27 protein-coding genes and 2 pseudogenes are annotated in these 24,053 nt (G+C 42.1%); 8 read left to right on the top strand and 21 right to left on the bottom strand.

Features of this window, described 5'->3' with window-relative positions:
• Positions 1 to 303 precede the first annotated feature (303 nt).
• Positions 304 to 1,548, top strand: coding sequence for an IS256 family transposase (locus tag AAHH42_RS10860; RefSeq protein ID WP_342221106.1), 1,245 nt, complete (start codon positions 304 to 306; stop codon positions 1,546 to 1,548).
• Here AAHH42_RS10860 and AAHH42_RS10855 read toward each other — a convergent pair.
• The 11 genes from AAHH42_RS10855 to flgB all read right to left on the bottom strand — a co-directional run bounded on the left by AAHH42_RS10855 (position 1,508) and on the right by flgB (position 9,850).
• Positions 1,508 to 1,918: a hypothetical protein gene (locus AAHH42_RS10855; RefSeq protein WP_342221105.1), complete on the bottom strand. Its 411-nt coding sequence runs from the start codon at positions 1,916 to 1,918 to the stop codon at positions 1,508 to 1,510. The two genes, AAHH42_RS10860 and AAHH42_RS10855, sit on opposite strands and share 41 nt — an antisense overlap.
• A 27-nt stretch (positions 1,919 to 1,945) precedes the next feature.
• Positions 1,946 to 3,322, bottom strand: coding sequence for a flagellar hook-associated protein FlgK (flgK, locus tag AAHH42_RS10850; protein WP_072550122.1), 1,377 nt, complete (start codon positions 3,320 to 3,322; stop codon positions 1,946 to 1,948).
• Positions 3,323 to 3,464: 142 nt separating this feature from the next.
• Positions 3,465 to 3,791, bottom strand: coding sequence for a rod-binding protein (locus AAHH42_RS10845; protein WP_072550123.1), 327 nt, complete (start codon positions 3,789 to 3,791; stop codon positions 3,465 to 3,467).
• Positions 3,792 to 3,802: 11 nt separating this feature from the next.
• Positions 3,803 to 4,900, bottom strand: coding sequence for a flagellar basal body P-ring protein FlgI (locus AAHH42_RS10840; protein ID WP_072550124.1), 1,098 nt, complete (start codon positions 4,898 to 4,900; stop codon positions 3,803 to 3,805).
• 15 nt (positions 4,901 to 4,915) lie between these two features.
• Entirely contained in the window at positions 4,916 to 5,581 is a 666-nt protein-coding gene (gene flgH, locus AAHH42_RS10835) for a flagellar basal body L-ring protein FlgH (RefSeq protein WP_072550125.1), read from the bottom strand.
• A gap of 33 nt (positions 5,582 to 5,614) precedes the next feature.
• On the bottom strand, positions 5,615 to 6,400 hold the full coding sequence (gene flgG / locus AAHH42_RS10830) for a flagellar basal-body rod protein FlgG (protein WP_342221104.1): 786 nt from the start codon (positions 6,398 to 6,400) through the stop codon (positions 5,615 to 5,617).
• Between the two features lie 31 nt (positions 6,401 to 6,431).
• Positions 6,432 to 7,157 (bottom strand): flagellar basal body rod protein FlgF, encoded by a 726-nt coding sequence (locus AAHH42_RS10825; protein WP_072550127.1) that lies wholly within the window; start codon positions 7,155 to 7,157, stop codon positions 6,432 to 6,434.
• Between the two features lies 1 nt (position 7,158).
• Entirely contained in the window at positions 7,159 to 8,355 is a 1,197-nt protein-coding gene (locus AAHH42_RS10820) for a flagellar hook-basal body complex protein (RefSeq protein WP_342221103.1), read from the bottom strand.
• A gap of 26 nt (positions 8,356 to 8,381) precedes the next feature.
• Positions 8,382 to 9,074 (bottom strand): flagellar hook capping FlgD N-terminal domain-containing protein, encoded by a 693-nt coding sequence (locus AAHH42_RS10815; protein WP_072550129.1) that lies wholly within the window; start codon positions 9,072 to 9,074, stop codon positions 8,382 to 8,384.
• Positions 9,075 to 9,076: 2 nt separating this feature from the next.
• On the bottom strand, positions 9,077 to 9,502 hold the full coding sequence (gene flgC, locus AAHH42_RS10810) for a flagellar basal body rod protein FlgC (RefSeq protein WP_072550130.1): 426 nt from the start codon (positions 9,500 to 9,502) through the stop codon (positions 9,077 to 9,079).
• Positions 9,503 to 9,505: 3 nt separating this feature from the next.
• Positions 9,506 to 9,850 carry a flagellar basal body rod protein FlgB gene (gene flgB / locus AAHH42_RS10805; RefSeq protein WP_420836466.1) on the bottom strand — a complete coding sequence of 115 codons (345 nt, stop codon included), beginning with the start codon at positions 9,848 to 9,850 and terminating at the stop codon, positions 9,506 to 9,508.
• A gap of 82 nt (positions 9,851 to 9,932) precedes the next feature.
• Here flgB and flgA point away from each other — a divergent pair, with 82 nt between their 5' ends.
• The 3 genes from flgA to flgN all read left to right on the top strand — a co-directional run bounded on the left by flgA (position 9,933) and on the right by flgN (position 11,777).
• On the top strand, positions 9,933 to 10,781 hold the full coding sequence (flgA, locus tag AAHH42_RS10800) for a flagellar basal body P-ring formation chaperone FlgA (protein ID WP_072550131.1): 849 nt from the start codon (positions 9,933 to 9,935) through the stop codon (positions 10,779 to 10,781).
• A gap of 278 nt (positions 10,782 to 11,059) precedes the next feature.
• Positions 11,060 to 11,338, top strand: a complete 279-nt coding sequence (locus tag AAHH42_RS10795; RefSeq protein WP_072550132.1) for a hypothetical protein — start codon at positions 11,060 to 11,062, stop codon at positions 11,336 to 11,338.
• Positions 11,339 to 11,351: 13 nt separating this feature from the next.
• Positions 11,352 to 11,777, top strand: coding sequence for a flagellar protein FlgN (flgN, locus tag AAHH42_RS10790; protein ID WP_072550133.1), 426 nt, complete (start codon positions 11,352 to 11,354; stop codon positions 11,775 to 11,777).
• Between the two features lie 275 nt (positions 11,778 to 12,052).
• Here flgN and AAHH42_RS10785 read toward each other — a convergent pair whose 3' ends face one another.
• From AAHH42_RS10785 to AAHH42_RS10745, 10 genes and pseudogenes are all read right to left on the bottom strand, one after another.
• Entirely contained in the window at positions 12,053 to 13,027 is a 975-nt protein-coding gene (locus tag AAHH42_RS10785) for a hypothetical protein (RefSeq protein WP_072550135.1), read from the bottom strand.
• Positions 13,028 to 13,137: 110 nt separating this feature from the next.
• The gene (locus tag AAHH42_RS10780; protein WP_342221102.1) at positions 13,138 to 14,508 is read right to left on the bottom strand and encodes a glycosyltransferase family A protein; all 1,371 of its coding nucleotides are present in this window, start codon (positions 14,506 to 14,508) and stop codon (positions 13,138 to 13,140) included.
• A gap of 77 nt (positions 14,509 to 14,585) precedes the next feature.
• Positions 14,586 to 15,005 (bottom strand): flagellar export protein FliJ, encoded by a 420-nt coding sequence (fliJ, locus tag AAHH42_RS10775; protein ID WP_072550137.1) that lies wholly within the window; start codon positions 15,003 to 15,005, stop codon positions 14,586 to 14,588.
• A 70-nt stretch (positions 15,006 to 15,075) separates the two neighbouring features.
• Positions 15,076 to 16,419, bottom strand: coding sequence for a flagellar protein export ATPase FliI (fliI, locus tag AAHH42_RS10770; RefSeq protein ID WP_425286333.1), 1,344 nt, complete (start codon positions 16,417 to 16,419; stop codon positions 15,076 to 15,078).
• Position 16,420: 1 nt separating this feature from the next.
• Positions 16,421 to 17,137, bottom strand: coding sequence for a flagellar assembly protein FliH (gene fliH, locus AAHH42_RS10765; protein WP_342221101.1), 717 nt, complete (start codon positions 17,135 to 17,137; stop codon positions 16,421 to 16,423).
• A 6-nt stretch (positions 17,138 to 17,143) separates the two neighbouring features.
• Positions 17,144 to 18,175: a flagellar motor switch protein FliG gene (locus AAHH42_RS10760; RefSeq protein WP_342222067.1), complete on the bottom strand. Its 1,032-nt coding sequence runs from the start codon at positions 18,173 to 18,175 to the stop codon at positions 17,144 to 17,146.
• Positions 18,159 to 19,829, bottom strand: coding sequence for a flagellar basal-body MS-ring/collar protein FliF (gene fliF, locus AAHH42_RS10755; RefSeq protein ID WP_072550140.1), 1,671 nt, complete (start codon positions 19,827 to 19,829; stop codon positions 18,159 to 18,161). The genes AAHH42_RS10760 and fliF overlap by 17 nt, the downstream gene beginning before the upstream one ends.
• 9 nt (positions 19,830 to 19,838) lie before the next feature.
• Positions 19,839 to 20,201, bottom strand: coding sequence for a flagellar hook-basal body complex protein FliE (locus AAHH42_RS10750; protein ID WP_072550141.1), 363 nt, complete (start codon positions 20,199 to 20,201; stop codon positions 19,839 to 19,841).
• Positions 20,202 to 20,225: 24 nt separating this feature from the next.
• Positions 20,226 to 20,402, bottom strand: a pseudogene (locus AAHH42_RS14860) (helix-turn-helix domain-containing protein); the annotation flags it as partial.
• A gap of 69 nt (positions 20,403 to 20,471) precedes the next feature.
• A pseudogene (locus AAHH42_RS10745) lies at positions 20,472 to 21,260 on the bottom strand (sigma-54 interaction domain-containing protein); the annotation flags it as partial.
• A gap of 393 nt (positions 21,261 to 21,653) precedes the next feature.
• Here AAHH42_RS10745 and AAHH42_RS10740 point away from each other — a divergent pair.
• The 4 genes from AAHH42_RS10740 to fliQ are packed head-to-tail and all read left to right on the top strand — an operon-like array spanning position 21,654 to position 24,049.
• Entirely contained in the window at positions 21,654 to 22,571 is a 918-nt protein-coding gene (locus tag AAHH42_RS10740; protein WP_072550143.1) for a FliM/FliN family flagellar motor switch protein, read from the top strand.
• 5 nt (positions 22,572 to 22,576) lie between these two features.
• Positions 22,577 to 22,996 (top strand): flagellar motor switch protein FliN, encoded by a 420-nt coding sequence (gene fliN / locus AAHH42_RS10735; protein ID WP_072550144.1) that lies wholly within the window; start codon positions 22,577 to 22,579, stop codon positions 22,994 to 22,996.
• Positions 22,997 to 23,013: 17 nt separating this feature from the next.
• Positions 23,014 to 23,775: a flagellar type III secretion system pore protein FliP gene (gene fliP, locus AAHH42_RS10730; protein WP_072550184.1), complete on the top strand. Its 762-nt coding sequence runs from the start codon at positions 23,014 to 23,016 to the stop codon at positions 23,773 to 23,775.
• A gap of 1 nt (position 23,776) precedes the next feature.
• Entirely contained in the window at positions 23,777 to 24,049 is a 273-nt protein-coding gene (gene fliQ, locus AAHH42_RS10725) for a flagellar biosynthesis protein FliQ (RefSeq protein ID WP_072550145.1), read from the top strand.
• Positions 24,050 to 24,053: the final 4 nt, after the last annotated feature.

Below are 24,053 nucleotides of genomic sequence, written 5' to 3'. Positions count from 1 at the left end.
CCAAAACAGCTTTGACTTCAAGCTGATGCGTAAGAGTAAAAAATGGGTGGAATTGTGGAGATGAATGCCACTCATCTGACACTGTGTTAAAGAATTTTCTCCTATTCTACAGGGTCGGATAAGCATATTTTCACGTACCATTAGAAACGATTAATATCAAAGGATCTTGTTCTCGTTGCTGTCTACTAAAACCAAATCGCTCGTAGAAGGGATAGCTTATGTCACTTGGCCAGACAACAAGAGCCTGTCCTGAAAATTGTGTAATTGCCTATATTTAAACAATTTGTGAATAGGATATAGACAATGGTAAGAAAGAATAAATTACCGGATACCCCGCAACAATCTCAGCTACGTCAGGTAGCTCAGGCGCTGGTAAAAGACATTAAAACTGAATCTGATCTAAACAAGATACTCAATGAATTCGTTAAGATGACAGTAGAAGCGGCATTAGGTGCTGAAATGGAACATCACCTAGGTTATGCCAAAAATGCGGCTGAAGGACGTGGCAGCGGTAATAGTCGTAATGGCTATTCTGCAAAAAATATTACCTCTCAGTACGGTGAATTAGCGATAGAAACGCCCCGTGACCGTAACGGCGAGTTTTCCCCGATAATGGTTGAAAAAGGGCAAACTCGGCTGACCCATTTTGACGATCACATTTTAGCGTTTTACGCTCAAGGCATGACCACACGGGAAATTACCGAAACCTTTAAAAAAATCTATGATGCTGAGGTATCGCCAACCTTGATATCTAAAGTCACTGATGCGGTAATTGACCGAGTAACCACCTGGCGTAGTCGCCCACTGGACAATCTGTATCCGATTGTTTATCTGGATTGTATTGTCGTTAAAGTTCACCAGGATAAGCGGGTTATCAATAAATCTGTCTATATCGCGCTAGGCATCAATATGGAAGGACATAAGGAATGCCTTGGCTTGTGGATAGCGGAGACGGAAGGAGCAAAGACCTGGTTATCGATTCTGACCGAGTTAAAGAATCGGGGCTTAAATGATATATTAATTGCTTGTATGGATGGTTTAACCGGGTTTCCTGAGGCTGTCAACACGGTCTATCCTGAGACAAAAATCCAGCTTTGCATTGTCCATTTAGTCCGTAATTCGGTCAAATACGTCAGTTGGAAAGATCGACAAGCACTCTGTGCCGACCTAAAACTCATTTACCGTTCCGCTACAGAAGAAAATGCTTTGCAAGAGCTTGATAGTTTTGAAGGACGCTGGGGTGAAAAATACCCAACACTGGTACAAATTTGGCGCAGAAATTGGGATAACCTATCCACATTTTTTACTTATCCCGACGAAATTCGCAAGGTGATTTATACAACAAATGCGATAGAATCACTCAATAGTGTGATACGTAAAGCCATAAAAAAACGCAAAATATTTGCACATGATGGGTCTGCATTAAAAGTGATTTATCTGGCAATAGAATCTGCATCAGAAAAGTGGACAATGCCGATACCAAACTGGCGTCAGGCTCTCAATCACTTTATGATCGAATACCCTGAACGGTTATCAGTGTATTTATGAGGAATCGGCAGTTACACAGAATCTTGTACAGGCTCCCGTTGGTATCATTTGCGGCTTCTTGTAATCTTACCCCTGCCATCTTTAATTCTTCTTGAATGGCTTCTATCCGTCGTCCTTGAGCCCCAAAACTAATTTGCAGACTTTGGTTATTTTTTTGATACTGTGCAATGACCGTGTTCTCGCTCTGCACCTGTAAATTTCTGGCACTGGCGACAACATCATCTGAAGGCTGTAGCACCCGCATTCCATCGCCACTGAGCTGCTCACTCAGCCGATTTATTCTCGTTCTAATGTCGGCAGTACTGGATGACATTATCCGTGAGAACCTTGCTGTACCTTGTCTGCCATAGCCACTAATGTGTTCTGCCATATTGATTTCCTTGTAAGAAGTCTAGTATCAGAATATTTCTAAAACGCTGCTAAAAAGTTGTCCGGCGATCATGATCATTTTCAGATTGGCATTATAGAGGTTTTGATATTCCACCAAATGGGGCCCTTCTTGATTCTCATCTACACCATTCGCGCTGATTCGTTCACGATTTGCCCTATTCAACTCCTCTCTGCTTATCTCAAATTGACTCTTATAGTTAGCTGATTTCCTCGCCAGATCATTGATAGTAGAATCGGCAGCCTCTTTAATCGTAATATTTCCTAAAGCGGGGAATTTCTCGTTTTTCAATGCTATTAATTTTTTCAAATTGCCATTATCAGAGACAGTGCCCGTCGTCGCTGAGAGCCCCAATTCTTCAGCTTTAATATCAGTGATCTGTAATATCCGGCTTGGATTGTTACTATCAAAATGAAAGAGCGGTTTTCCTTGATTGCTATTTAAATCATAGCCAGCCTGTAATTGAGCATTAAATTTCTGTTCTATTGTTTGCGCGATATTTTGAATGTTTTCCTGCAAGGGCATTAGCGTATTAGATTCAATATCATTCATTGCCCCTAGCTGACCACCGCAAGACGGATTAACAGTAGAAGTCGAGCCAGGATATTTCAGCTGAATTTGCTGGCCACCACCGGGTAACGTAGTTAACGCCATTTCTCCCGCTGTATTACCTGTGACCAAGGGATGACCATTTTGTAAGGAAATATCATAACTGCCATTATTCGCATTATTAACCCGTACCTCTATCAAGGCGCTTAACTCTCTGACACTTTTATCACGCTGATCCCGCAGGGTATTGCTATTGCCACCCGTGGATTCTAACTCGATAATTTTTTGGTTATAACTCGCGATGTTAGTACTGAGGTTGTTGATCGTGGCAACAATATTTTTGCGGTCATTAGCCAACCCTGCTTTCTGATTATTAATCTCTTGATTAAAATAATTAAGACGTGATGCCAATACCTTAGCCTGATTGATTATTTCCGCACGATTTATGCTGCTATCAGGTTGCTCCTCACTATTAATCAGACTATTAAAAAAGGCATCCAATCTTGCTGGCAAGGAATTTTTGGATTGAGTACTAGACTCGCTGAAAATCTCTTCCAACGTTTGCAAATACTGCATAGCCTCTCTGTCATAACTTTCTTCACTGCCTGCTTGCCATTCCTTGCTCACTAAAAATTGATCACAAATCCTACGGATACCATCAATGCTCACACCATCACCGGCACGGATCCCGCTGTTCGTACCAGGGCCAAGGCTGCTGGTTTCAATCTGTTGGCGTGAATAATCTCTATTTTCCTGGTTCGCCATGTTCATCATCACAGCATCTAGATGCGCTTTCATGGCTCTGGCACCACTGGAGGCAATCTCAATTAAACTCATTTGCTCGCTTCCCTTTCTGTTAGTCAATAAGAATTAACAGTAAATTTTTTGTGGTATTCACTGTGGTTTTATAAGAAAAACGACCGCTGAATCTTAGACTTAAATAACTGCAGCAAGATAAGCCTGAGAATCTGTTCGAAATCTATTGAGCACTTAATTGTTTAATCAGTAAATCAGCGATACCACTACTGCGTTGTGCAGCCAATGTCGATGCGAGTTTGTCATCGTAAAAATCACGCATGACCCCTTGTTGTTTACTATTAAACAGATTGTCACCCTCAGCTAAGGCATCAGATGTTTTGCGCATCTGTTGTAACAAATTGCGCATGAATAACGCCTCGAACTGTATTGCGGCTTCTTCGATATTTTGCGGCTGAATTTCCCCGGTAAAACTGCCGGGGATCACGGTGCTTGGCTTACTGATTACTTTTTTATTAATGATTTCGTTCGCCTGGATACTCTCAGTCATTTATTTTTTCCTTAGATTACTACCAGTTCAGCATCTAGCGCACCCGCTTCATGTAACGCTTGCAGGATAGCCATAATGTCATCAGGGGATGCACCTAAGCTATTGATAGTGTTTACAATACTGCGCAAACTGGTACCCGCTGGTACAATAACCATTTTTCCACCGTCTTTGTCGACGTTGATGTCACTTTGTGGCGTCACTGTGGTTTCACCTCCCGATAACGCATTCGGCTGGCTAACTTTTTGATCCTCACGAATGCTAACCGTCAAATTGCCGTGTGAGACTGCCGCTGCGCGTACTACCACCCCTTCACCGATCACAACCGTACCGGTACGCGCGTTAAACACTACCCGAGGTATCTGCTTGCCAGCATTAATCTGCACATCTTCTAGCATCGACATAAAAGCGACGCGAGCACCTGCCCCTTGCGGTGCATTGACCACCACATTCGTTGCGCTTTGAGCTGTGGCAGTATTGGCACCGAAGATCCGGTTAAGGGCAACAGCAATATTATTGGCTGATTTAAAGCTAGGGCGTTTCAGATTGAGGATCACGGTGTCGTTGGTTTGAAAATCGCTGATCACTTGCCGCTCAATACTGGCACCATTAGGAACGCGTCCTACAGTCGCTGTGTTCACTGTCACACTAGAACCACTATTCCCCTCTGCTTTCATACCGCCAACCACCACATTACCTTGTGCTAATGCATAAACTTCACCATCGGCACCACGTAACTGAGTGAGCAACAAGGTACCGCCGCGCAAACTTTTGGCATCACCAATGGATGAAACCGTAACATCAATCGATTGACCACGGGCGTACATCGGAGGCAAGGTGGCGCTGATAGCCACTGCCGCCACATTTTTCACTTTAGGATCAATCTTGGCTGGCAGCTGCACACCAAATTGACGCAACATATTAGCCATCGATTGACCCGTGAATTTAACCTGGTTTTTATCTCCAGTACCGTCCAGACCTACTACCAGGCTGTAACCCACTAATTGGTTACCACGCATCCCTTGAATATCGACCAAAGAGCTTAAGGGCTGTGCGTTGGCCAGCGGTAATGTCAGCCATAATCCAAGCAGCATAAAATAACGTTGAAACATAGTTAATACTCCTGCTTAGATAGGGAACAGCTGATGGTTGAAGAAACGCGTCAACCATCCCGCTGAGTTAGCATCACTGAGCGCACCACGACCTGCGTAGGAGATGCGCGCATTAGCAATACGTTGCGAAGAAATGGAGTTATCACGCTCAATATCCTCTGCGCGTACCAGACCTGTCACACGCATGTATTCATCCCCTTGATTAAGAGTGAGCCATTTTTCGCCGCGAATAACCAATACGCCGTTCGCCAATACCTGATGTACTGCTACGGTAATCGAACCACGCAACATATTTTGCTGCTGTGAGCTGCCGGTTCCATCAAATTTACGTTTACCAGAAAGTGAACCGCTGAATTTGTCAAGTTTTTTGCCTAATACCTCCGGTATTCCTAGGGTCATATCATTATTTTTGCCAAAATTAGTCTTCGCTTGCTTACTCGATTGGGTCGATTCATCCAACTTTACCGTCAAAATATCGCCGACACGGTAAGCACGCCGATCTTGCAGCAAAGACCAGTTATAGGCGGGTTGATACAGTCCGCCTCCTTGCAAAACAGGTGCTGGCTGGTTCAGATTCTCCGGTGGAGCATAAGCAGCATCATCTTTATGCACCAATAATGCCGGAGATTCACAGCCACAGAGCGCCAACACTATCGGCGTTAACATTAAAAACCTTTTCATTCATTATTCGCTTTTAAATAATTGGCGAGAAGATTAGATATTATGAGTAACGTATTTATCCATCTCATTACCCGCAGTGATCGATTTGGCGATAATTTCCCAAGCTTGTTGTACTGCAAGCATCTCAACCATTTCTTCTACTACCTGTACATTAGATCCCTCCAATGCATTCTGCATAAGTTTGCCTAAAGCGCCTTCTCCGGGTTCCCCTTCCTGCGCCTCACCACTGGCTGTCGTTTCTCTATAAAGATTGTTACCAATGGGAAGTAGCCCGGCCGGATTAACAAAATTAACCAGTGTCAGTTGCCCGAGCTCAACCGGATCGGCTTCACCACCGACCATGGCATTGACAGCACCGTTTTCGCTAATGATTAACCGTTCAAGACCTTCTGGAAGTTCAATCCTCGGATTCAAAGGGAAGCCTTCTGTCGTTGTCAGTACACCATCCGCGTTTTTACTCAGATTACCAGCACGGGTGTAGGCCATGTTGCCATCGGTCATTTCTACCTGGAAAAAACCTTGCCCCGTGATCGCCACGTGCATCTCGTTCGGGCTTTCCTTCTGGGTACCTATGGTAAATTTCTTTTGCGTTCCTACGACTCTCACCCCTCCGCCAAACTGAATACCGTTAGGAGAGATATTATTCTGATCCACCGGTGAACCTGGAAGTCGCTGAGTCTGATAAAATAGATCGGCGAATATAACGTCATCACGTTTAAAAGAATCGGTATTAACGTTAGCCAAATTATTAGCAATAGCTTTCATTTTGGCATCTTGTGCCAAAAGACCGGTTTTGCTGACCCATGTTGCGTGACTCATTATTTCTGCTCCTCAATCACTGATTTTATGATTAGCCTTGAAGCAGTTTATTGCCTGCCTGCGCCAGTTCTTTTGCAATTTTTATCATGTTGATTTGTACCTCAAAATAACGACCGATTGAGATGCTGGAAAGCATCTCGCTGACTGCAGAAATGTTGCTGCCTTCCAGATAGCGATTTTCAATCAGGATACCTTCATCACGTGGGTGAGTAGGAAGATCAGTGATTAAGAGACCGCGGTCGTTCTTGCGTAATTCATTCGCCGGGATATCAACCAGTTTGATACGATCGATATCCGCTGGAATAGCGATCCCATCTTGAGGTACGATAGAAATCGTACCGTCACGGGCTATCGACAGTGAGCTATGAGGGGGTAATACAATGGCCCCACCATCACCCAGCAACGGCAATTGATGAACCGTTAATTCTCCATTCGCACCAATATTGATATGACCATCACGGGTGTAGACTTCACGGTTGCCGTCTTGCAATGCAATCAAACCTCGATCTTTCAAAGCAATATCGAGATCAAGTCCCGTTTCCTTTAACATGCCGGCAGTCATATCAACCCCGGCGTTTTCCAGTGCGATAGGAAAACGGGTAGCATAGCCTTTTCCTGCTACCCTGGTGGTGATGGATCTTTCCAGATCCGCACGAAAGCCTTGGGTATTGACATTCGACAAATTATTAGCATGAATTTTTTGTTGAGCCAGGCTACGATTAGCGCCACTCACGGCGGTGAATAGAAAATGATCCATGTTATAGCGCCCGCATTAATGTATCCTGCATGCTTTTATTGGTCGTCAACACTTGGGCATTGCCTTGATAGTCATGTTGCGCGCTCAGCATTTTTACCAGTTGGTCAGTCACGTCGACGTTAGAGCCTTCTCTTTGACCTACGTGCAGCTCGCCCAACAAACCATTGTTGGGCACATTGATTACGGGATCACCGGAAAGCGCGGTCTGTGCCCAGCTAGTTTTACTGACAGGGGCAAGATGACTTTCGTTGGCAAAACTCGCGAGCAGAATTTGACCCATTAACCTAGATTCGCCATTGCTGTAACTGGCGCTAATCTTGCCATCTGCTTGAATTGTCAGATTCTTATAAGTACCAGGCGCATTACCGTCACGACTGCTATTGACATCCGATGACGCGCCATATTGTGTAAAATCGTTATATTTAACAGCGAGAGTAATGGGATCGATGCCAGGGATAGGAGGGGCTGGTGGATTCGTATTCCCTATAGCAGGATTAGGCGTGACTAATTTTCCTTGCGTGTTAAATTCCAGAGCTGTTTGGCCTACATCGACCTGATCCAGTTGGTAGTGAACAGTCCACTCATTGACGCCAGTCTTGACAAAATACTGAGCAAAAGAATGTTCATTGCCTAATGAGTCATAAACTTTGGTGAAGTTCGTAAGGCTGTATGTCTGATCATTATTGGGGTCAAAATTTGGAATGGTAGGGATGATAGGCATCCTCGCGTCTAAATTATTCTTCACATTCACTTCACTGCTTGCTTTAGCCGCTATCATACCCTTATTGATTTTTAAATTACCGACAACCCCTTGTTGCAATACACCATTGGCATCGACTGGAGAGCCTTGAACCTTTTTGCCATCAAGACCAATTAAATTTCCTGCTATATCGGTATCGAAATTTCCAGCACGGGTGTAAACCGTATCACCTTCATCACTCGCCAAAATAAAGAATCCGTTACCACTGATCGCCACGTCCAGGTTATTGTCAGTCCGAATAGCGGTTCCCTGTCGGCTGATGCTATGCGATACGCCACTGACTGCCACACCCATAGGGTCACCTTGGGAATACATGGCGGCAAATTCAGCTTCTTCCGATTTATAACCGATAGTGCCCGAGTTGGCGATATTATTACTGATACTTTTTAACTTCTTAGTAATGGCATCCAAACCAGTGACAGCGATATTATTACTCATAACATATTCCTCCTAGATTAATGGGTTTAAGCAGCAACAGGCACTGAACCTGGTGTTTTTACGCTGGAACCAAGCTGACTGATTTTGTTAAAAGAAACATCACCCAAACCTGAAACATTCAATCGCGGCTGGCGACCGTTTGAGATACGCACATTGTTCACCGTACCCGCTAATTCCAGCGGAATGGTTTTGGCTTCTTCACCAGTGCCTGTTACCACTGTGAGCGTATATTGCCCAGGGGGCATACCCAACTCTTTGGGATCAAGGGTGAAATTCACGGTTCCCGCTTCTTGCTGACCGAGAGCGAGTTTATATTCTTTGTCAAACTTATCTTTGAGATAGACGGTAACAGCGGCTGATGCATTTTCCAACGTTAAACGCGCATCATACGTTTCTGTCCCCGATTCAAGTTTATTGGTCTCTACCATCACCTTTTGTCCCACTAAATTCGCTTGAGCCAAGGCTTGCATGTTTTCCATCAGAACCGTATTTTTATTAGTAGCCTCGACCATTTTTTGGCTAGATGTAAGTTGTGCCAATTGGGCCAACTGACTAATAAATTCCGTCCCGTCGGTTGGATTAAGTGGATTCTGATGTTGCATCTGTGCGACCAGCAATGTCATAAATTGGTCTTTTAATTCTTTTGATGATTGAATTGTAGGTTCTAGCGTTTTCTTACCCGTTGAATTCATCGGTTCTGTAATATTAGGAATCGACATCGTTATGGTTCTCCAAGTTTTAATACACTTTTTTGCATGCTTTTTATGCTGTTGAGGACTTCAATATTGGTTTCAAAGCTGCGTTGTGCAGAGGTCATGTCTGCCATTTGTTCGACGACATTCACATCTGAATAAAAGACATAACCTTGCTCATTAGCAAGTGGATGATTAGGTTCATAGCGCTGTACTGCATTGCCGGTTTCGACTATGTCAAGCACCCGTACTTGCGCCCCGCTGACACCTTGGCGGTACTTCCTGCCTTCGCGCAAATAAACCGCAGAAAATAGGGGACTGCGCGTCTTATAAACGGCAGCGGCACTGGCTGCAGGTGAATCAATATTGGCCAGGTTACTGGCAATGGTATTCAGCCTGATAGTTTGAGCGGTCATTGCCGATCCAGATATTCGATAAATATTCTCAAAAGACATGGTTTATTTCCCTTCTATCGCTTTTTTTAGCCCCAGTAATTTCATATTCAGAAATGACAAACTGGTTTGATAGTCGAGGGCATTCTTTGAAAATTCTGCTTGCTCAATGTCCAATGCCACTGTATTCCCATCTGTAGACGCTTGATAAGGCATGCGATATTTTATTTTCGTATCAGGCAGCGTATTAAATTTAAGTTTTACACGTTGCATTTCAGAGACAAAATCAATATCTTTAGCTTGAAAATGTGGGGTATTCACTTGAGCTAAGTTGGCTGCTAGCAGTTCCGCTCTAAGAAGTCGAAGCTGCATTGCTTTAGGATGAACGCCCAGCGATTTTTCAAAACTCATGCTCACGAAATTTTTCCTGTCTGATGTTAAAAAGATTTTGGCACATTCAATAAAGCAATCAACGTGCCAGGTAAATAACATCATGATTAATATTAATTTTTCTTTATTCGTCTTAAAAAAATGGAAGTGCTGTTTCCCAATTGTATTTTTCCGCCAGACGACAAGTTTTAGTCGAAATCTATGGGGCCACCGTTATTTTTATGGTGATCTTTTGCTGATATTACTATTTAGCGCTCATTGCTATATCGGGCAGGCTATTGCTGCGGAACAAAGCGTAAGAAAACAGATCTATGCGCGAACAGCCGCTAGCGTCAGCGCTGATATTGCCCGTACCGCCAAGCGTAAAAACTGGCAAGACTACAGGGTACAAATGAATATTTTTATTCCCAGCGAAATCAGTTATTACGCACCCTGTCACAGCCCTCTTCAGGTAGCCGATCCAGACGAGAGTCGGAGTGATCTAGCGCGCATGCGTTATGTGATCAGCTGTGAGGATCCTCACAGCTGGGAAGTTGCAGTTACGGTGAAACCCGATATTTATTTACCGATATGGGTTGCTAAGAAGAGTATTGAACGTGGTAAAAAAATTACTCCTAACGATATCGAGTTAAAAAAACGCAATATCAGTGGCCTCTTTGGCAATTATCTTACTGATCCTGATGAAGTGGTCGGTTTCACCGTTAAACGCCGTATTCGTGATCTCCAGCCATTATCCGTATCCCATCTTGAACAGCCGACTCTGGTTACGCGAGGACAACAAGTATTGATGATTGCTGAACAAGAGGGAGTGGTCGCGCAAATGTTAGGTGAGGTATTAAAAAACGGTCATAAAGGTGATCGGGTAAAAGTAAAAAATTTAAGCAGTGGAAAAACAGTGAACGCCACAGTCGATGGTATTGGTATCGTTCGAATGTTAGTAGGGCCAAATTAGCGCACACCGCGTAAAACCTACTTATGTGCTCGTAAATACGTTATGCAAATTCTGCGTCACCTGGTGCTCGCAATCCTCATGTACACGTATGTACCGTGCAGTTACTTCGCTCCTGACGCCTTGAATTCGCATAACGAACGACGGTTTTGCAAAAAGTCTAATACATTTCAAACAGATGATAAAAAAGATAAGAATGGGCTAAAGATCTGTCCTGTTAGTGTCGTTTGATCGGATATGAAAATAATTTCACTGATTTTTAACTTTTATAGAGGGATTTTATGACTACCATTCGAGATGCCATTAATACCTCTCCTATTTCAAGAACAAAGAAAAAACTGGAGAACACAGAACCTGAGGTTAGATCTGATCACCCTAATACGGAGAAGTCGGGGGGTTCTAACCAGTTAGAGAAACATTTAGGAAAAGCGCGCGAAGAATTGAATGCCATGTCAGAGATAGATAACACACTAATCCAAAAGATAAAAGAGGGGATAAAAGAGAATAAGGAAATCAACCTCTCTGACTTGGCTGAAGCAATGATAAAATTTTATAGATAAAGGCTAACTGACGATGAACGCAACCCAAAGTTTAAAGCAGCTTCTTTTGACCATTCAATCGGATCGCAAGCACTATATTTCATTGGATAAGCTGTTGCTAACACAACGCCAATGTATGATTACTTGCAATGCCACGAAATTGTTGGCCGTCAATGAACGCTTGAGTGAGATCTATCACGCATTATCTCAAACCGCGACAGAGCGCCTAGCGCTCTTGAAAAAGCTAAAAGTAACGGCTGATAGCAAGGGGATGCAGATACTTTTTCAGCGTTTACCAGAACAGTACCGTGAACATGTTACCGCGCTATGGGCAGATCTGGAACAACGCGTTCTATCCTGTCAACAGAAAAATCTGAGCAATGGTAAACTTATTTCCATGCAACACGATATTTTCGCACCATTACTCGGTTATAAAGAAGCGTTTCTTTATGCTGGCTAATCATTGAAAAGAAGATGGCTTTTACTCAATATGATTAATAAAAATAGTGTTCTCATAACATTGATTATTTTTATCAGCATTTTTATATTGCTTTCTCAAACTATGAATATTGAGTTAATTACCTTGAGAAAATCTATTTATGATATACCAGAACATGTGATTAGAACCATGAAACAAACGGTAAAGCATACAGTAAAACAAACGGTGAAACATACTTTTTTAAGCTGATGTTATCAGCTTAAAAAATTCTTAATCGATTGTCACCGATTTCATCTTTATTTTAATAGGGAAATACCAATTAACAGATCTTCACCAGAGTCTAAATGGATTTTTTTCAACATCGGCGTAAAATCAAAATTTTTATCCATTCGCCAACGGCTATAAGCACTCACCATTTTTACTATTATCGTTTCATCCAATGTATCATTATTCAGCTTCCATATTGAGCATAGTATCTTTATATTAAAGAGATCAATACTTAATAATCTGAACATTTGACCGTAATTTAAGCTATCATGATAGGGGAATGTGTTATGATATACTTGATACAAGACATAATTTTGTAATATATGCGGATGCTTGTCAAAATAAGGTGCCAATTGTTCCTGCCAAATAGTCATTAATTCTGTTTTACGTTCATCCAGATGGATTTTTTGCATGAGGCTTAATTCACTTAATTTCAATATAAATGGTATTTTTTGTGCGATAGGTAAAGTGAGTGATAATGGAACCATTCCCAATAAAGCTAATACCGATGATTTAACATTTTCTATTTCAGGCAATTCGCAAAAAGTTTGTTGTAAGCTTCCCTGTTCACTAAGTAGATTAAATTCATCGGCTAATATCTTGATCCTTTCCAACACCTCTTCCTGATTTTCTGCTTCCTGTTCTTGTTCTGCGCGATTTAATAAGATGCTGGCCACATATAAGCTTTGCTCCAGAGAAAAATTTTCGTTAGTCACAAGATTAAAAATTAAATAATTGAGTTCTTGACCCTCTATTTTGCATTCAATATTGGTTTCACTTTGTTTATTGACAGCATAGATAGTCAATGCTTGCGGATTTAATAAAATTTCACGGCAAGCAGTTTCACAGCCTAAAAATAAACTTTGTCTTTCTTCATTTTGCCAGTTAAATGTGATGCTCGTATCAAGTTCATTCTCAGTGGCACAAAATGGACACTCACAACTTGTCTCCAAATCGGCAAAACAATTGACATATTCGGGTTGATAGCATTGAATATTTGACATGATTCTTCCTAAAGTGGTGATTATTTTATAGTGACTAAGTCCTTGGCTTGCAATATTTTATGAAAAAACAGGTGTGCACTTTCTATTGCAACCTGTTTTTTTTCATCCCATTATTTGCTTTGATAAGCAAAACTGGGATAAAGGCCTAGCCAGCGATCGCGTTGCATCGGGATTAGCCAATAAGCATTTAATGAATAATCCGCTGGTGATGCAATTTGTTGCTGGTATGTGATGCCTTTTGTCATATCCTGTAATAGGATATCGTAATAAGGTTGATTGACTGCATAAGCACAAGCGGCTGATGCTATCTGGACCCGAGCGACGCCAGGCAACACAGTCAGTGTTTGCAGTTCTCCGTACTGACCGCCCAATAATATAACCTCCCAAGGAAATGAGGTTAAAAATGTGAACAAACGATTTACATGATTTAACGTTCTGTCTTTTTTTACAAATTCAATATCTTCTTCAAGGAGTAAATAATTACGCCATGCGGCATCTTTAGCCTGTTGTAATATCGCCAGGTGAGTCTTACTTTGGGAAACAATGTGAGAGGGATGCTGCAACAGAGGATAATGAACCAGTTGTTCTGCGTTGATACCAAGGTCAGTAAATTTTTTCTGTAACTGTTGCCAATGAGAAATATCATCGTTGCGTGTTACTATCACTATTTTTTCAAAGAATGCCCAATTTACTTTCAGCGATGCTGGCGCCTGAGTGAGACGGTGATAATAAGCCAATAAATTTTTATCTTCGACGATATCCTCAAGCGTAAAATCTGATGCTTCATTAGAACTAATAATAAAATCTTTATCAAAGGTATTGTGATTATGTGCAATACACAAAATAGCCTTCCGTGGTTCAATCTGTAAAACCGGCACAGTAAAGTTGCGTAAAAACTCCGCTTCTTCCGCCAGGATCTTTTTATCAAGATAACGATTTTTCTTCAGATAATTACGATGATATGCAAAGGTACCATTTAATGCATGATTAGCCCCCATCGATGTTGTCTTGTATATTTTATTTAAATGACTGTACCAAACATAAATTTGATCTGAACCAGAGAATTGTGCGTAATTATTTTTCATTTGCGTGATAGTGTAAGAAATTTTATCCGGAGGATAATAATCGTCATCATCCATACAGATAATATATTCCCCTGTCGCCAATACATTTAATTGGTTACGTTTCTCCCCCAAAGCTAGACGTTTATCGCTGTATATATAGCGAATAGTTTCATCACTCGCGCTACCAACCAGTAATGTTATCAAATCCTGATTGCTGTGTTCAGAATCATCCAGAAGAATCAGCTCACGGCGATCAGCAGGATAGTCTTGATATTGATAGATATACAATAGATAAGGTAGAAACTCACGCCTATTGTAAGTTGGACAAATAACGCTGACAAACGGCTGAAATTGACCTTCTATGATTTTTTTATTCTGGCTCCGCTTAAGCGATGCCTTCACCAAGGTATTAATCAAAGATGTGCCACTGTTTGTTACTTTGTTATGTTTTTTTTATTTTTTTTCATTATTTGCCTCCATGTCTCTTAATATTATTAGACATGATTACGTAACCAACATTGTGTTGAAATACCGTCACTAATTTTTAGTTCTTTACGTGCTTGTGCCAAAATGAAAGCATGTTGTTGTTGCTCTAATACTATTTCAACCATTTTTTCCTGGCAGACTTGTTGTTTTAAGCTAATTTGTAAATTCTGCGCCTGAATATCGGCCAATTGTTGTTCTTGCTTCTGCCAGTTAATGACCCGTTGAATGTTTTTTTTATAACTGGATTTATTGCTCAGTAACGCTGCAGAAGTAGCATGGATCGTAGGGCTTTTATTTGATAATGCTGTTAATGCATTAATATTTTTTTCATAACGCAGACAAAGTCTTTTCTGTTGTGATAGCTGAGCGGTTAATTTGTTAACTTTCTGGTGACGTAATTGCAATAATTTTTCCAATATAGAGTTCATAATTTTTAGCCCTATGTGTTGTCATCCCTCACTATGGTGAGAAGTCTATTATTATATGATTTATCGTTATTTAAGTTGATCCTGTATAGAGTGTGGCAAGCTGTGCCACAGTGGTAGCCAAAGACGCTGATTGGCTCACTTCTTGGTATAAAAAATGGGCTATCGCCGGATAACTATTGACTGCTTTATCGGCATTGGCATCAGCGCCAGGGATATAACCGCCTAAAGGGATCAGCGGCTTAATACTAATATAATCAGCATATAATTTTTTTAAATGACTCGCCGATTTTATATGTTCCGTACTTGCTATTTGGCTCATACAACGACTAATAGACTGACCAATATCAATCGCAGGATAATGTCCGCTTTCAGCCAGTTGACGCGAGAGCACAATATGTCCATCCAATACCGCTCTGGCACAATCGACCACCGGATCCTGCTGATCATCACCTTCCGCTAAAACAGTATAAATTGCTGTCATGGTTCCCTTACCGTTACCCGCACTTTCTGCCAGGCGTGGGATCACACTGAAAGCAGAAGGAGGATAACCTTTGGTCGCGGGGGGTTCTCCCAGTGAGAGGGCAATTTCGCGTTGTGCCATCGCATAACGCGTCAACGAATCGACCAATAGCAGGACATCTTTGCCTTTATCTCGATAGTAGGTAGCAATCGAATGGCAGATTTCAGCAGCTTTGATGCGCATCAAGGGAGATTCATCGGCTGGCGCGGCGACGACCACTGACTTCGCCATTCCTGCCGCCTGTAGTGAATGTGCGATAAATTCATTGACTTCGCGTCCGCGTTCACCGATCAGTCCAACCACCACCACATCCGCTTGGGTGTAGCGCGTGATCATACCCAGCAGAACACTTTTACCCACGCCACTCCCCGCCATCAATCCGACACGCTGTCCCTTACCTATAGTAAATAAACCGTTGATGGCTTTTACACCGACATCCAGTGGTTCTGCCACCGCACGCCGCATCAGTGGATGGATCTGCGGTAATTGCTGAATCAGGGGTGTTTCGCCCCCTAAGGCGCCCTTACCATCTATAGGTTCTCCTAAGCCGTTTACCACGCGCCCTAACCAGCTATCACCGATCAATTGTTCGCTTTCATCGTAGCCTGGAAAAACCCTGGCACCGCTTATCAAACCACTCGGCGGCTTAAAAGGCATTAAGTAGGTGACATCACGATCAAAACCGACAACCTGTGCTTCGACAAAAATAGAGTCGCTACCTTCAACCCGGCAGCGCTGACCAATGGCGAGACGGCAGCCGACACATTCAAGCAAAATACCATTAACCCGTACCAAGCGGCCTGAAACGCGGACAAGACTGATATTGTCAATGGATTTCAATGCATTATCGATAACTGAACTATCAGTAATACCCTCCACCGGGTTCTCGGTCATTTTAATCATGCGTGCTATCCGTTAATAAATTGCTTTTTAACATATCGATACACTGATCCAAACGATGTTGACAACCCACATCCATTTCAGTGGTTTCGGTGACAACACGACATTCACCGGGTTCCATGGCCACATCCGCCTGTAAACCCCATTGTTTTACTTTTTCTGCGGCTACATCATTGATACGGGCAAATTCTTCTGCATTGAGATAAATTTTTAGTTGTTTCGGCACTGTGGGTAAGCTAGCGAGTGCTTCTTCTACCAACGTCAATAATTGCGTAGGTTGTAACGCCAACTCACAACGGATCACCTGACGCGTCACTCTTTCTACTAATTTCATTAACTCATCACGGCGTCGGACTTCATAATTATTCAGATAATCTTGCATCGCAGTAGATAACACAGAAAAAGGCTGGATCGCGTTGGTAAAAAGATCTTTCCCCGATGTTCGTCCTTCCACCCGACCTTTTTTCATGCCTTCGTCATAGCCTAAACGAACACCTTCCTCATAGCCCTCTTCCTTGCCATCGATCACACCTTGTGTGAAACCTTGCTCAATGCCCTGCTGAAAACCTTTTTGTAATTGCTTTTGGTATTCCTCTGGTGCTAGCTCAACCCTATCCTGCCCTAACGATAGCAAAGGTGTCTGGTGTAATGGCGGAAATTTATGTAACCGGTACTTCACCCCTGAGGTAGCTAACTTATTTTTACCTGACATGTGCTATTACTCCACGGTTGGTTCAGCAAAGAGTTGCACCTGAATTTCTCCTGCTTCGGCTAATTCACGGACTCTGGCCATAATTTCTTTGCGTACCTGTTCAACTCGACTGACGGTGATAGGCCCCATGCGATCCGTTGCATTTTGCAATAGCTGAATTTGACGTTTCGGTAATACGTTGAAAATAGCTTGACGTAATACTGGCTCAGTGCCTTTCAATGCGACCGCCCAATCGTTCATTGGCACTTCATCTACCAGACGTTGTAAGGTGGTTTCCGTCTGACGGCTAAGGATGAAGAATTCATACATTTCATCTTTCAGTTCATTAAGTACATTTTCATCACGTTCCCCCAACTGCTCCAAGAGCTGTTGTTGATTATTCGGAATACGGTTAACAATATTGGCTGCCTGTTTGATACCCAATACTTTAGAACCGTGTTCTGAAAGCAGTGTTACGCCGCGTTCAATCAAGCGATCAAGTTCATTCACCACATCATGATTAATGTCATCCAGTTTAGCGATGCGGTACAACACATTATCCTGTTGATTCTTATCTAAATAAGAAAGCACATCAGCAGCGACATCCGGTGGCAAAAATGCAAGGAATACCGCTTGTAACTGCAAATGCTCCTGAGCAATCAGCGCCGAGAGTTGTACGGGATCGATCCATTGTAGACGCGTCATTCGATGGCGAATCTCATCGCCATAAATGCCGTTGATCACGCTTTTGGCGATCTCTCCCCCTAAGGCCTTTTCCAGAATACTTTGTAAATAACTGCGTGAAGCACCGTTAATGCCACTCTGCTCACTGTAATCATGGAAAAAATCATTTAACGCTTGTCGGGCATGGATAAGTTTGACATCTTGCAGACGTGACATGGTTTCACTGATACAGATCACCTCTTCACGACTTAATTTCTTCATCACCGCCGCCGCGGCGTCCTCACCAATGCTGAGCAGTAATATGCCAGCCTGATCCAAACGTGTACGGATCTCCTTCTCAGCAGGACTGTCAGAGATATCAACTAGTTTGTTCATTGGATTCTGTGTTGCTTCTTTCATTACTATTGATCCATTGTTTAATCACTTCAGCTACACGGTCGGTCTCAGAATAAGCGAGCATCTGCATATGGTTTATCTTGGTTTCCAGACCTGAAGACGGTGATGGTAAATTTTCTTCTTCCTGGAACGGGGATTTAGGTAACGCTTTTGCTAGAACTTTTTCATCCGTGGCTTCTGTATCAAACTCGCCCAATTGAGGTTCTGCTTCTTTTTCTTCTTGCGCTGTTCTCTGATCGCTAGCGGCAACGGCTTCTACTGGAAACTTCTCTTCACGAGTAAGACGTTGCACCAAAGGTCGGATTCCAAACCACAAGAACAACAGTGTTAACAGACCTATGCCTATCATCTCGGCCCAGCGTAAAATGCTCGGTTCTTGCCACCAAGGTAAGATAGGTTCCTGGTACTCAGCTTGTTCGGTGAAAGCGATCATATTCATCGTCAGAGAATCACCTCGTTTGAGGTCGATACCAGCGGCATCTTCTGCTAGCTGCTTTAACTCATCGAGTTGTTGTGTTGTCCATTGCTCCACCGCCGGGGCAGATTTATTCAATACAATGGCGACGGTCATTTTTTCTAGCTTGTAACTGGGATGACGCACATGGCGAATATCGCGATCATAAGCAAATTTACGCTGTGATTGATTACGGCTAATAACGGCAGCAGCGGGTGGCCCGGTATCTGCCTGCGCTGCTGGCTCATTACTCAAGGTACCAGGAATACCTGTTGCGCTGTCATCGTTGCCACTTTCCTGACTCACATTTTCGTCAATGGTGTGCGGATCGGTGCCATAACGTTCGGAGGTTTCTTCAATATGGCTCAGATCCACTTGTGTCGCCACACTGATACGGTAGTTATTGAGCCCGACAATGGAATTGAGTAGATTGGCGATATTTTTTTCCGCCGCCATTTGCAGCTTATGGGCTAATTCTGGGCCAGTTTTGACCATTGACAAGCCATTATTGCCAGTTTGATATGCTTCAGAAAGTAAATCACCATTTTGGTTAATCACCCGGACATTAGCGGCTTTCATCCCGGGAAGGCTACCAGAGACTAATTGAACAATGGCACCTACCTGTTCTTCTGTCAGCCGATGACCGTATTTCAAACGTAATATCACCGAAGCGCTGCTATCGGGTTTGTTACTAATGGCAAAAGAGCTGGCTTCAGTCATTCCCAAATGCACCCGGGCATATTCAACCGCGTCAAGTGCCATGACACTTTGCGCTAGCTCACCTTCCAGACTCCGTTTATAGCGAACGTTTTGCATAAACTGGCTACTGCCGAGCATGGCTTCTTTATCCATTAACTCATAGCCAACGGGTAAAACAGCAGTGATACCTTTTGCAGCCAATGTCATGCGTGCTTTGCCTAACTGACTTTCGGATACCAGAATTTGACCGTTATCCGGGTTGACACGGTATGGAATAGATTCGCCGCCGAGTACCTCCACCACTTGCGCAATCGGAATATGTTCCTGAGAACCAAATAATGCGGTGTAGCCTTGTGAACTGCGCCAAAGACTGAAAATTATCGCGCCGCTAATCACGGTTGCCGCGATACCCATGAGGATAGTATTTTTATTTTTGTCCCACTTAATAGGGGGCAATTTTTGTTTAAGTTTATCTAACACCGTTTTACCTTACAGCGGAGTATTGATGATTTCATTCATTGCAGTGAGGAGCTTGTCGTTCACCTTCTGCAGTGCCGAGAAAGCCACGCTCGCTTTTTGACTCTCTAACATGGTGCCAGTTAAATCGTCACTGATGCCCATATCTATTGCTTCCTGTTTGTCACTGGCCACATGTTGTAGTTGATCCACACTATCAATCGCGTGATCGAAAATCCTGGCGAAAGAGAAGGGCGTGCTCTCTTTATCAAGAGTTAACACCGTATTCGCAAAAGCACCATTGGCAGCAATGACTATTACCTGCTGCATTTTTTGCAGTATGGGTGCTTGCAAAGAAGCGATACCCATCAAATTAACTTTATACTCATCCGTCATAGCTATTTTTTATTCCTTAACTCGTTATGAGTAGCATTCAATATCGATACCTTCTTCACGCATAGAAGCGAGTCGGTAACGTAACGCTCTTGGTGTTATGCCTAAAAATGCTGCTGTTTTTGTTTTACTACCTTGATGGCGTTGCAATAAATCAACAATATATTGATATTCCGCTAAGCGACCGCGTGATTTAATATTGCTTTTTCTTTCATGCGTATTCATTCGGCTATCATCTGTTTTAAGCAGAGACATTTTTTCCATCTGGATACTACCCGTAGAGAGAGGTAAACCGAGATCTGAAAAATCAATCACTCCGTTATTACTCATGATGATGCCACGTTGAATGACATTTTCTAATTCCCGGACATTACCTGGCCAGGAATATGTTTGTAGCCTTTGCTTGGCTTCTAACGTTAATTCTATTTTAACGTTTAAAAAATCGTGATATTTTTTAATAAATTGTTGTGCTAATGGCTGAATATCTTCTGGACGTTCACGCAACGGTGAAATGTGAATGGGCACGACAGAAAGTCGATAAAAAAGATCCTGCCTGAAATGTCCTTTCGCTATTTCAATCTCCAAATCTTTATTGGTTGAAGCTATTATTCTGATATCAAGTGGAATACGTTTTTGTCCACCAAGACGCTCTACTTCCTGTTCCTGTAAAACTCGCAATAATTTAACCTGTAGCGCTAACGGCATATCGCCAATTTCATCGAGTAATAATGTGCCGCCATTTGCTTGTTCGAATTTTCCTGGAACACTGGCAATAGCACCGGTAAAAGCACCCTTCTCATAGCCAAATAGAATAGCTTCTAGCATACTTTCAGGAATAGCTGCACAGTTGACCGCAATGTAAGGGGAATGGTCCCCTATTGCTTTTTGATGAATATATTTTGCTACACACTCCTTACCCGTTCCTGTTTCACCGGTAATCAGCACGGGAACATTGAACTCAGCGACACGGCGCGCGAGGGAAAATACGCTCATGCTGGAGGAAGCATGAGCGACAAAACCATGATCATTTTTAGATAAGAAATCCATAGTGATACTCATCATAATGTGTTTTCACCCTGAAAAATAAATTCTGTAAACTCTTTTTTCATCAAACTTATTGCTTTATTAAACTATGGTCTAACTAAACTATAACTCAACAATGAGTGTAAGTACGGTAGAGAGTGATGATATTAGAAACAATTCTGTATCAATTTAATTAAGTTAGTACATTGGTGATATTTAATCATCGGCGGCAAGTATACAAGTAGCTACTGGCATCATAGCATTAAAAAAAAATTAAAAAAATTAATTTATTTAAAATCAATAAGTTGACTATTATTTATTAATTTAATTAAAAATAAATAAATAATAAAAAATCTATTGTACAGTTTGGTAATAGGAGGTTTAATTAGCGCCTGTAAAATTTGATTGATAAATAAAATGACGGGATAGAAAATGAGGCGTGATATCCTTTGCAAGCAGTCAAAAGGCGTGCAATTAAAAAATGTACAATCAAAAAAAATCAAGGCAAAAATCTATCAAGGTGATCAATTACCAGAGGTAATGACACTCGATATCAATAAACTGGGTCGCCCTTACAACAAAGTACCCAAAATAATTTCTGATTATTTTGATATTTTAGACTCTAAAATTAGCCTGTTTTTCCTAAAAAAATATCGGGTTAATCTATCGTTAAAGAATATTAATACCGAGATGGACTGTAGCCATAAAAACGCTAAAGTCTTCAGTACTGAATTGGGAAATGTCGCTTTCGATACTGAACGTAGTTTTTTATTGAGTATGCTCAATGGCTATTATGGACTCAGTAAAGATAATACTGCTGTTGAATCCGGGGTACAAACATCGATAACCAAAACAGAAGAAAGACTGAAAAATAAACTGGGCATTGAGTTAACACAATTATTTCTGAATATCGATGATTTTGGTGAACCATTGGTATTAAAAAATACTCATAGTACCTTTGTTAAAAAATGGTCTTATCGCATAATATTTTCATTAGCCGGTGACGAACAGCATGTTTTTTATCTTTTACTTGATGCTAATCATGTTGATAGATTACTCCGTTCTCATCAGTCTGACGATGAAGAAGAGAAAAAGGCAGGTAATAATAAAGCAGCGCTCCCTTTGGAAGAATTGTTTAATAAATTGCCGGTTACGTTAAACTGTAGATTAACCAGTGTTAACCTCACATTAGCCGAATTAAAAGTGCTGAAGGAAGGAGAGATTATTACTGTCTCTATGCCTGAACGTTTTCCGGTTTTTATTGGTAGAGAACAAATGTTTAATGCAACCATTACAGAAAGTCGCGGAAAACTTTTCCTTTCCGAATTCAATGAAAAAACGATGAGATAATACCCATGACTGACGAGCAAAAAGAATTAAACGCCGATCTTGACCTCGATCTCGATTTTACCTTAGATCAGATAGCAGATAGCGAATCAAGTGATGTGGATGCTGTTGAACCTCAACAAAATACTGTTACTGAATCTGCAGTAGCCAAATCAGCGCTAGCCGAAAAAGCACGTAATATGTCATTGTTTAATCGTATTCCAGTTGCATTAACATTGGAGGTGGCATCGGTTGAACTTTCATTGGCTGAGCTGATGTCTATCAACACGCAATCCATTGTTGAACTGGATAAACCTGCCGGTGAACCCCTTGATATCAAGGTAAATGGTATTTTATTCGGTAAGGCCGAAGTGGTCGTACTCAACGATAAATATGGCCTGCGAATTATTGAGTTGAATAATCAGAATCTGGGTGAACTTGCCCTATGAATTGTGAACAGCGCGCAATGCCCAATTCGCGTAGCCTGGTCGGTTTAACAAGAGGTTTATTGTTGATCTGCGGATTGCTGTTTTCCTCTGTTCTGTTTGCACAGGACGGAGGCATCACTTTCTTCAGTACCACTGAAACAGCCAGCGGGCAAGATTACAACGTAAAAATTGAAATCCTGATCCTGATGACTTTGTTGGCCCTGCTGCCAATTATGTTTTTGATGATGACCTGTTTTACCCGTTTTATTATCGTGCTAGCGATCTTGCGCCAAGCCTTAGGTTTACAACAAAGCCCACCCAATAAAATTCTGGTGGGTATTGCCATGTCTCTAACGCTGCTGATCATGCGTCCAGTCTGGACGAAAATTTATGATAATGCCGTGCTACCTTTTCAAAATGATGAAATCACACTCAAGCAGGCGTTGATGAAAGCACAACAACCGCTGAAAAATTTTATGCTGGCTCAGACCAGTACTTCATCATTAGACCAGATGATGGGGATCGCGCAGGTTACCGGTGCGGCGCAAGAGCAAGATCTGAGTGTGGTGACGCCGGCTTATGTACTCAGTGAATTGAAAACAGCATTTCAGATTGGTTTTATGATTTATCTTCCCTTTTTGGTGATTGATCTGATTGTTGCCAGTGTTTTGATGGCAATGGGAATGATGATGTTGTCCCCTTTGATCGTTTCTTTGCCGTTCAAGCTGATGTTATTTGTGCTCTGTGATGGCTGGACGCTGATCGTCGGTACTCTAACCGCTAGCATACAGGGGCTATGATATGATGACGATGGATATCGCTGGGGATATTGTGGCTCAGGGCGTCAGTTTAGTGCTGATAATATCGGTTGTCGCCATCGTACCCAGCTTATTGGTGGGGTTGTGTGTCAGTATCTTTCAAGCAACCACGCAAATCAACGAACAAACCTTAAGCTTTTTACCTCGCCTTAGTGTCACTTTGTTGGTACTGATTTTGGCCGGTAAATGGATGATCACCAAGTTGAGCGATTTTACCATTTCTATTTTCACCCAAGCTGCTCAGTTGGTGGGGTAAAGAG

It is taken from the genome of Candidatus Fukatsuia endosymbiont of Tuberolachnus salignus (genome assembly GCF_964030845.1).
In the GTDB taxonomy this organism is placed as follows: Bacteria; Pseudomonadota; Gammaproteobacteria; order Enterobacterales; family Enterobacteriaceae; genus Fukatsuia; species Fukatsuia symbiotica.
Note: the sequence above shows the minus strand (reverse complement) of the source record. Positions and strands in the feature narration are given on the sequence as shown.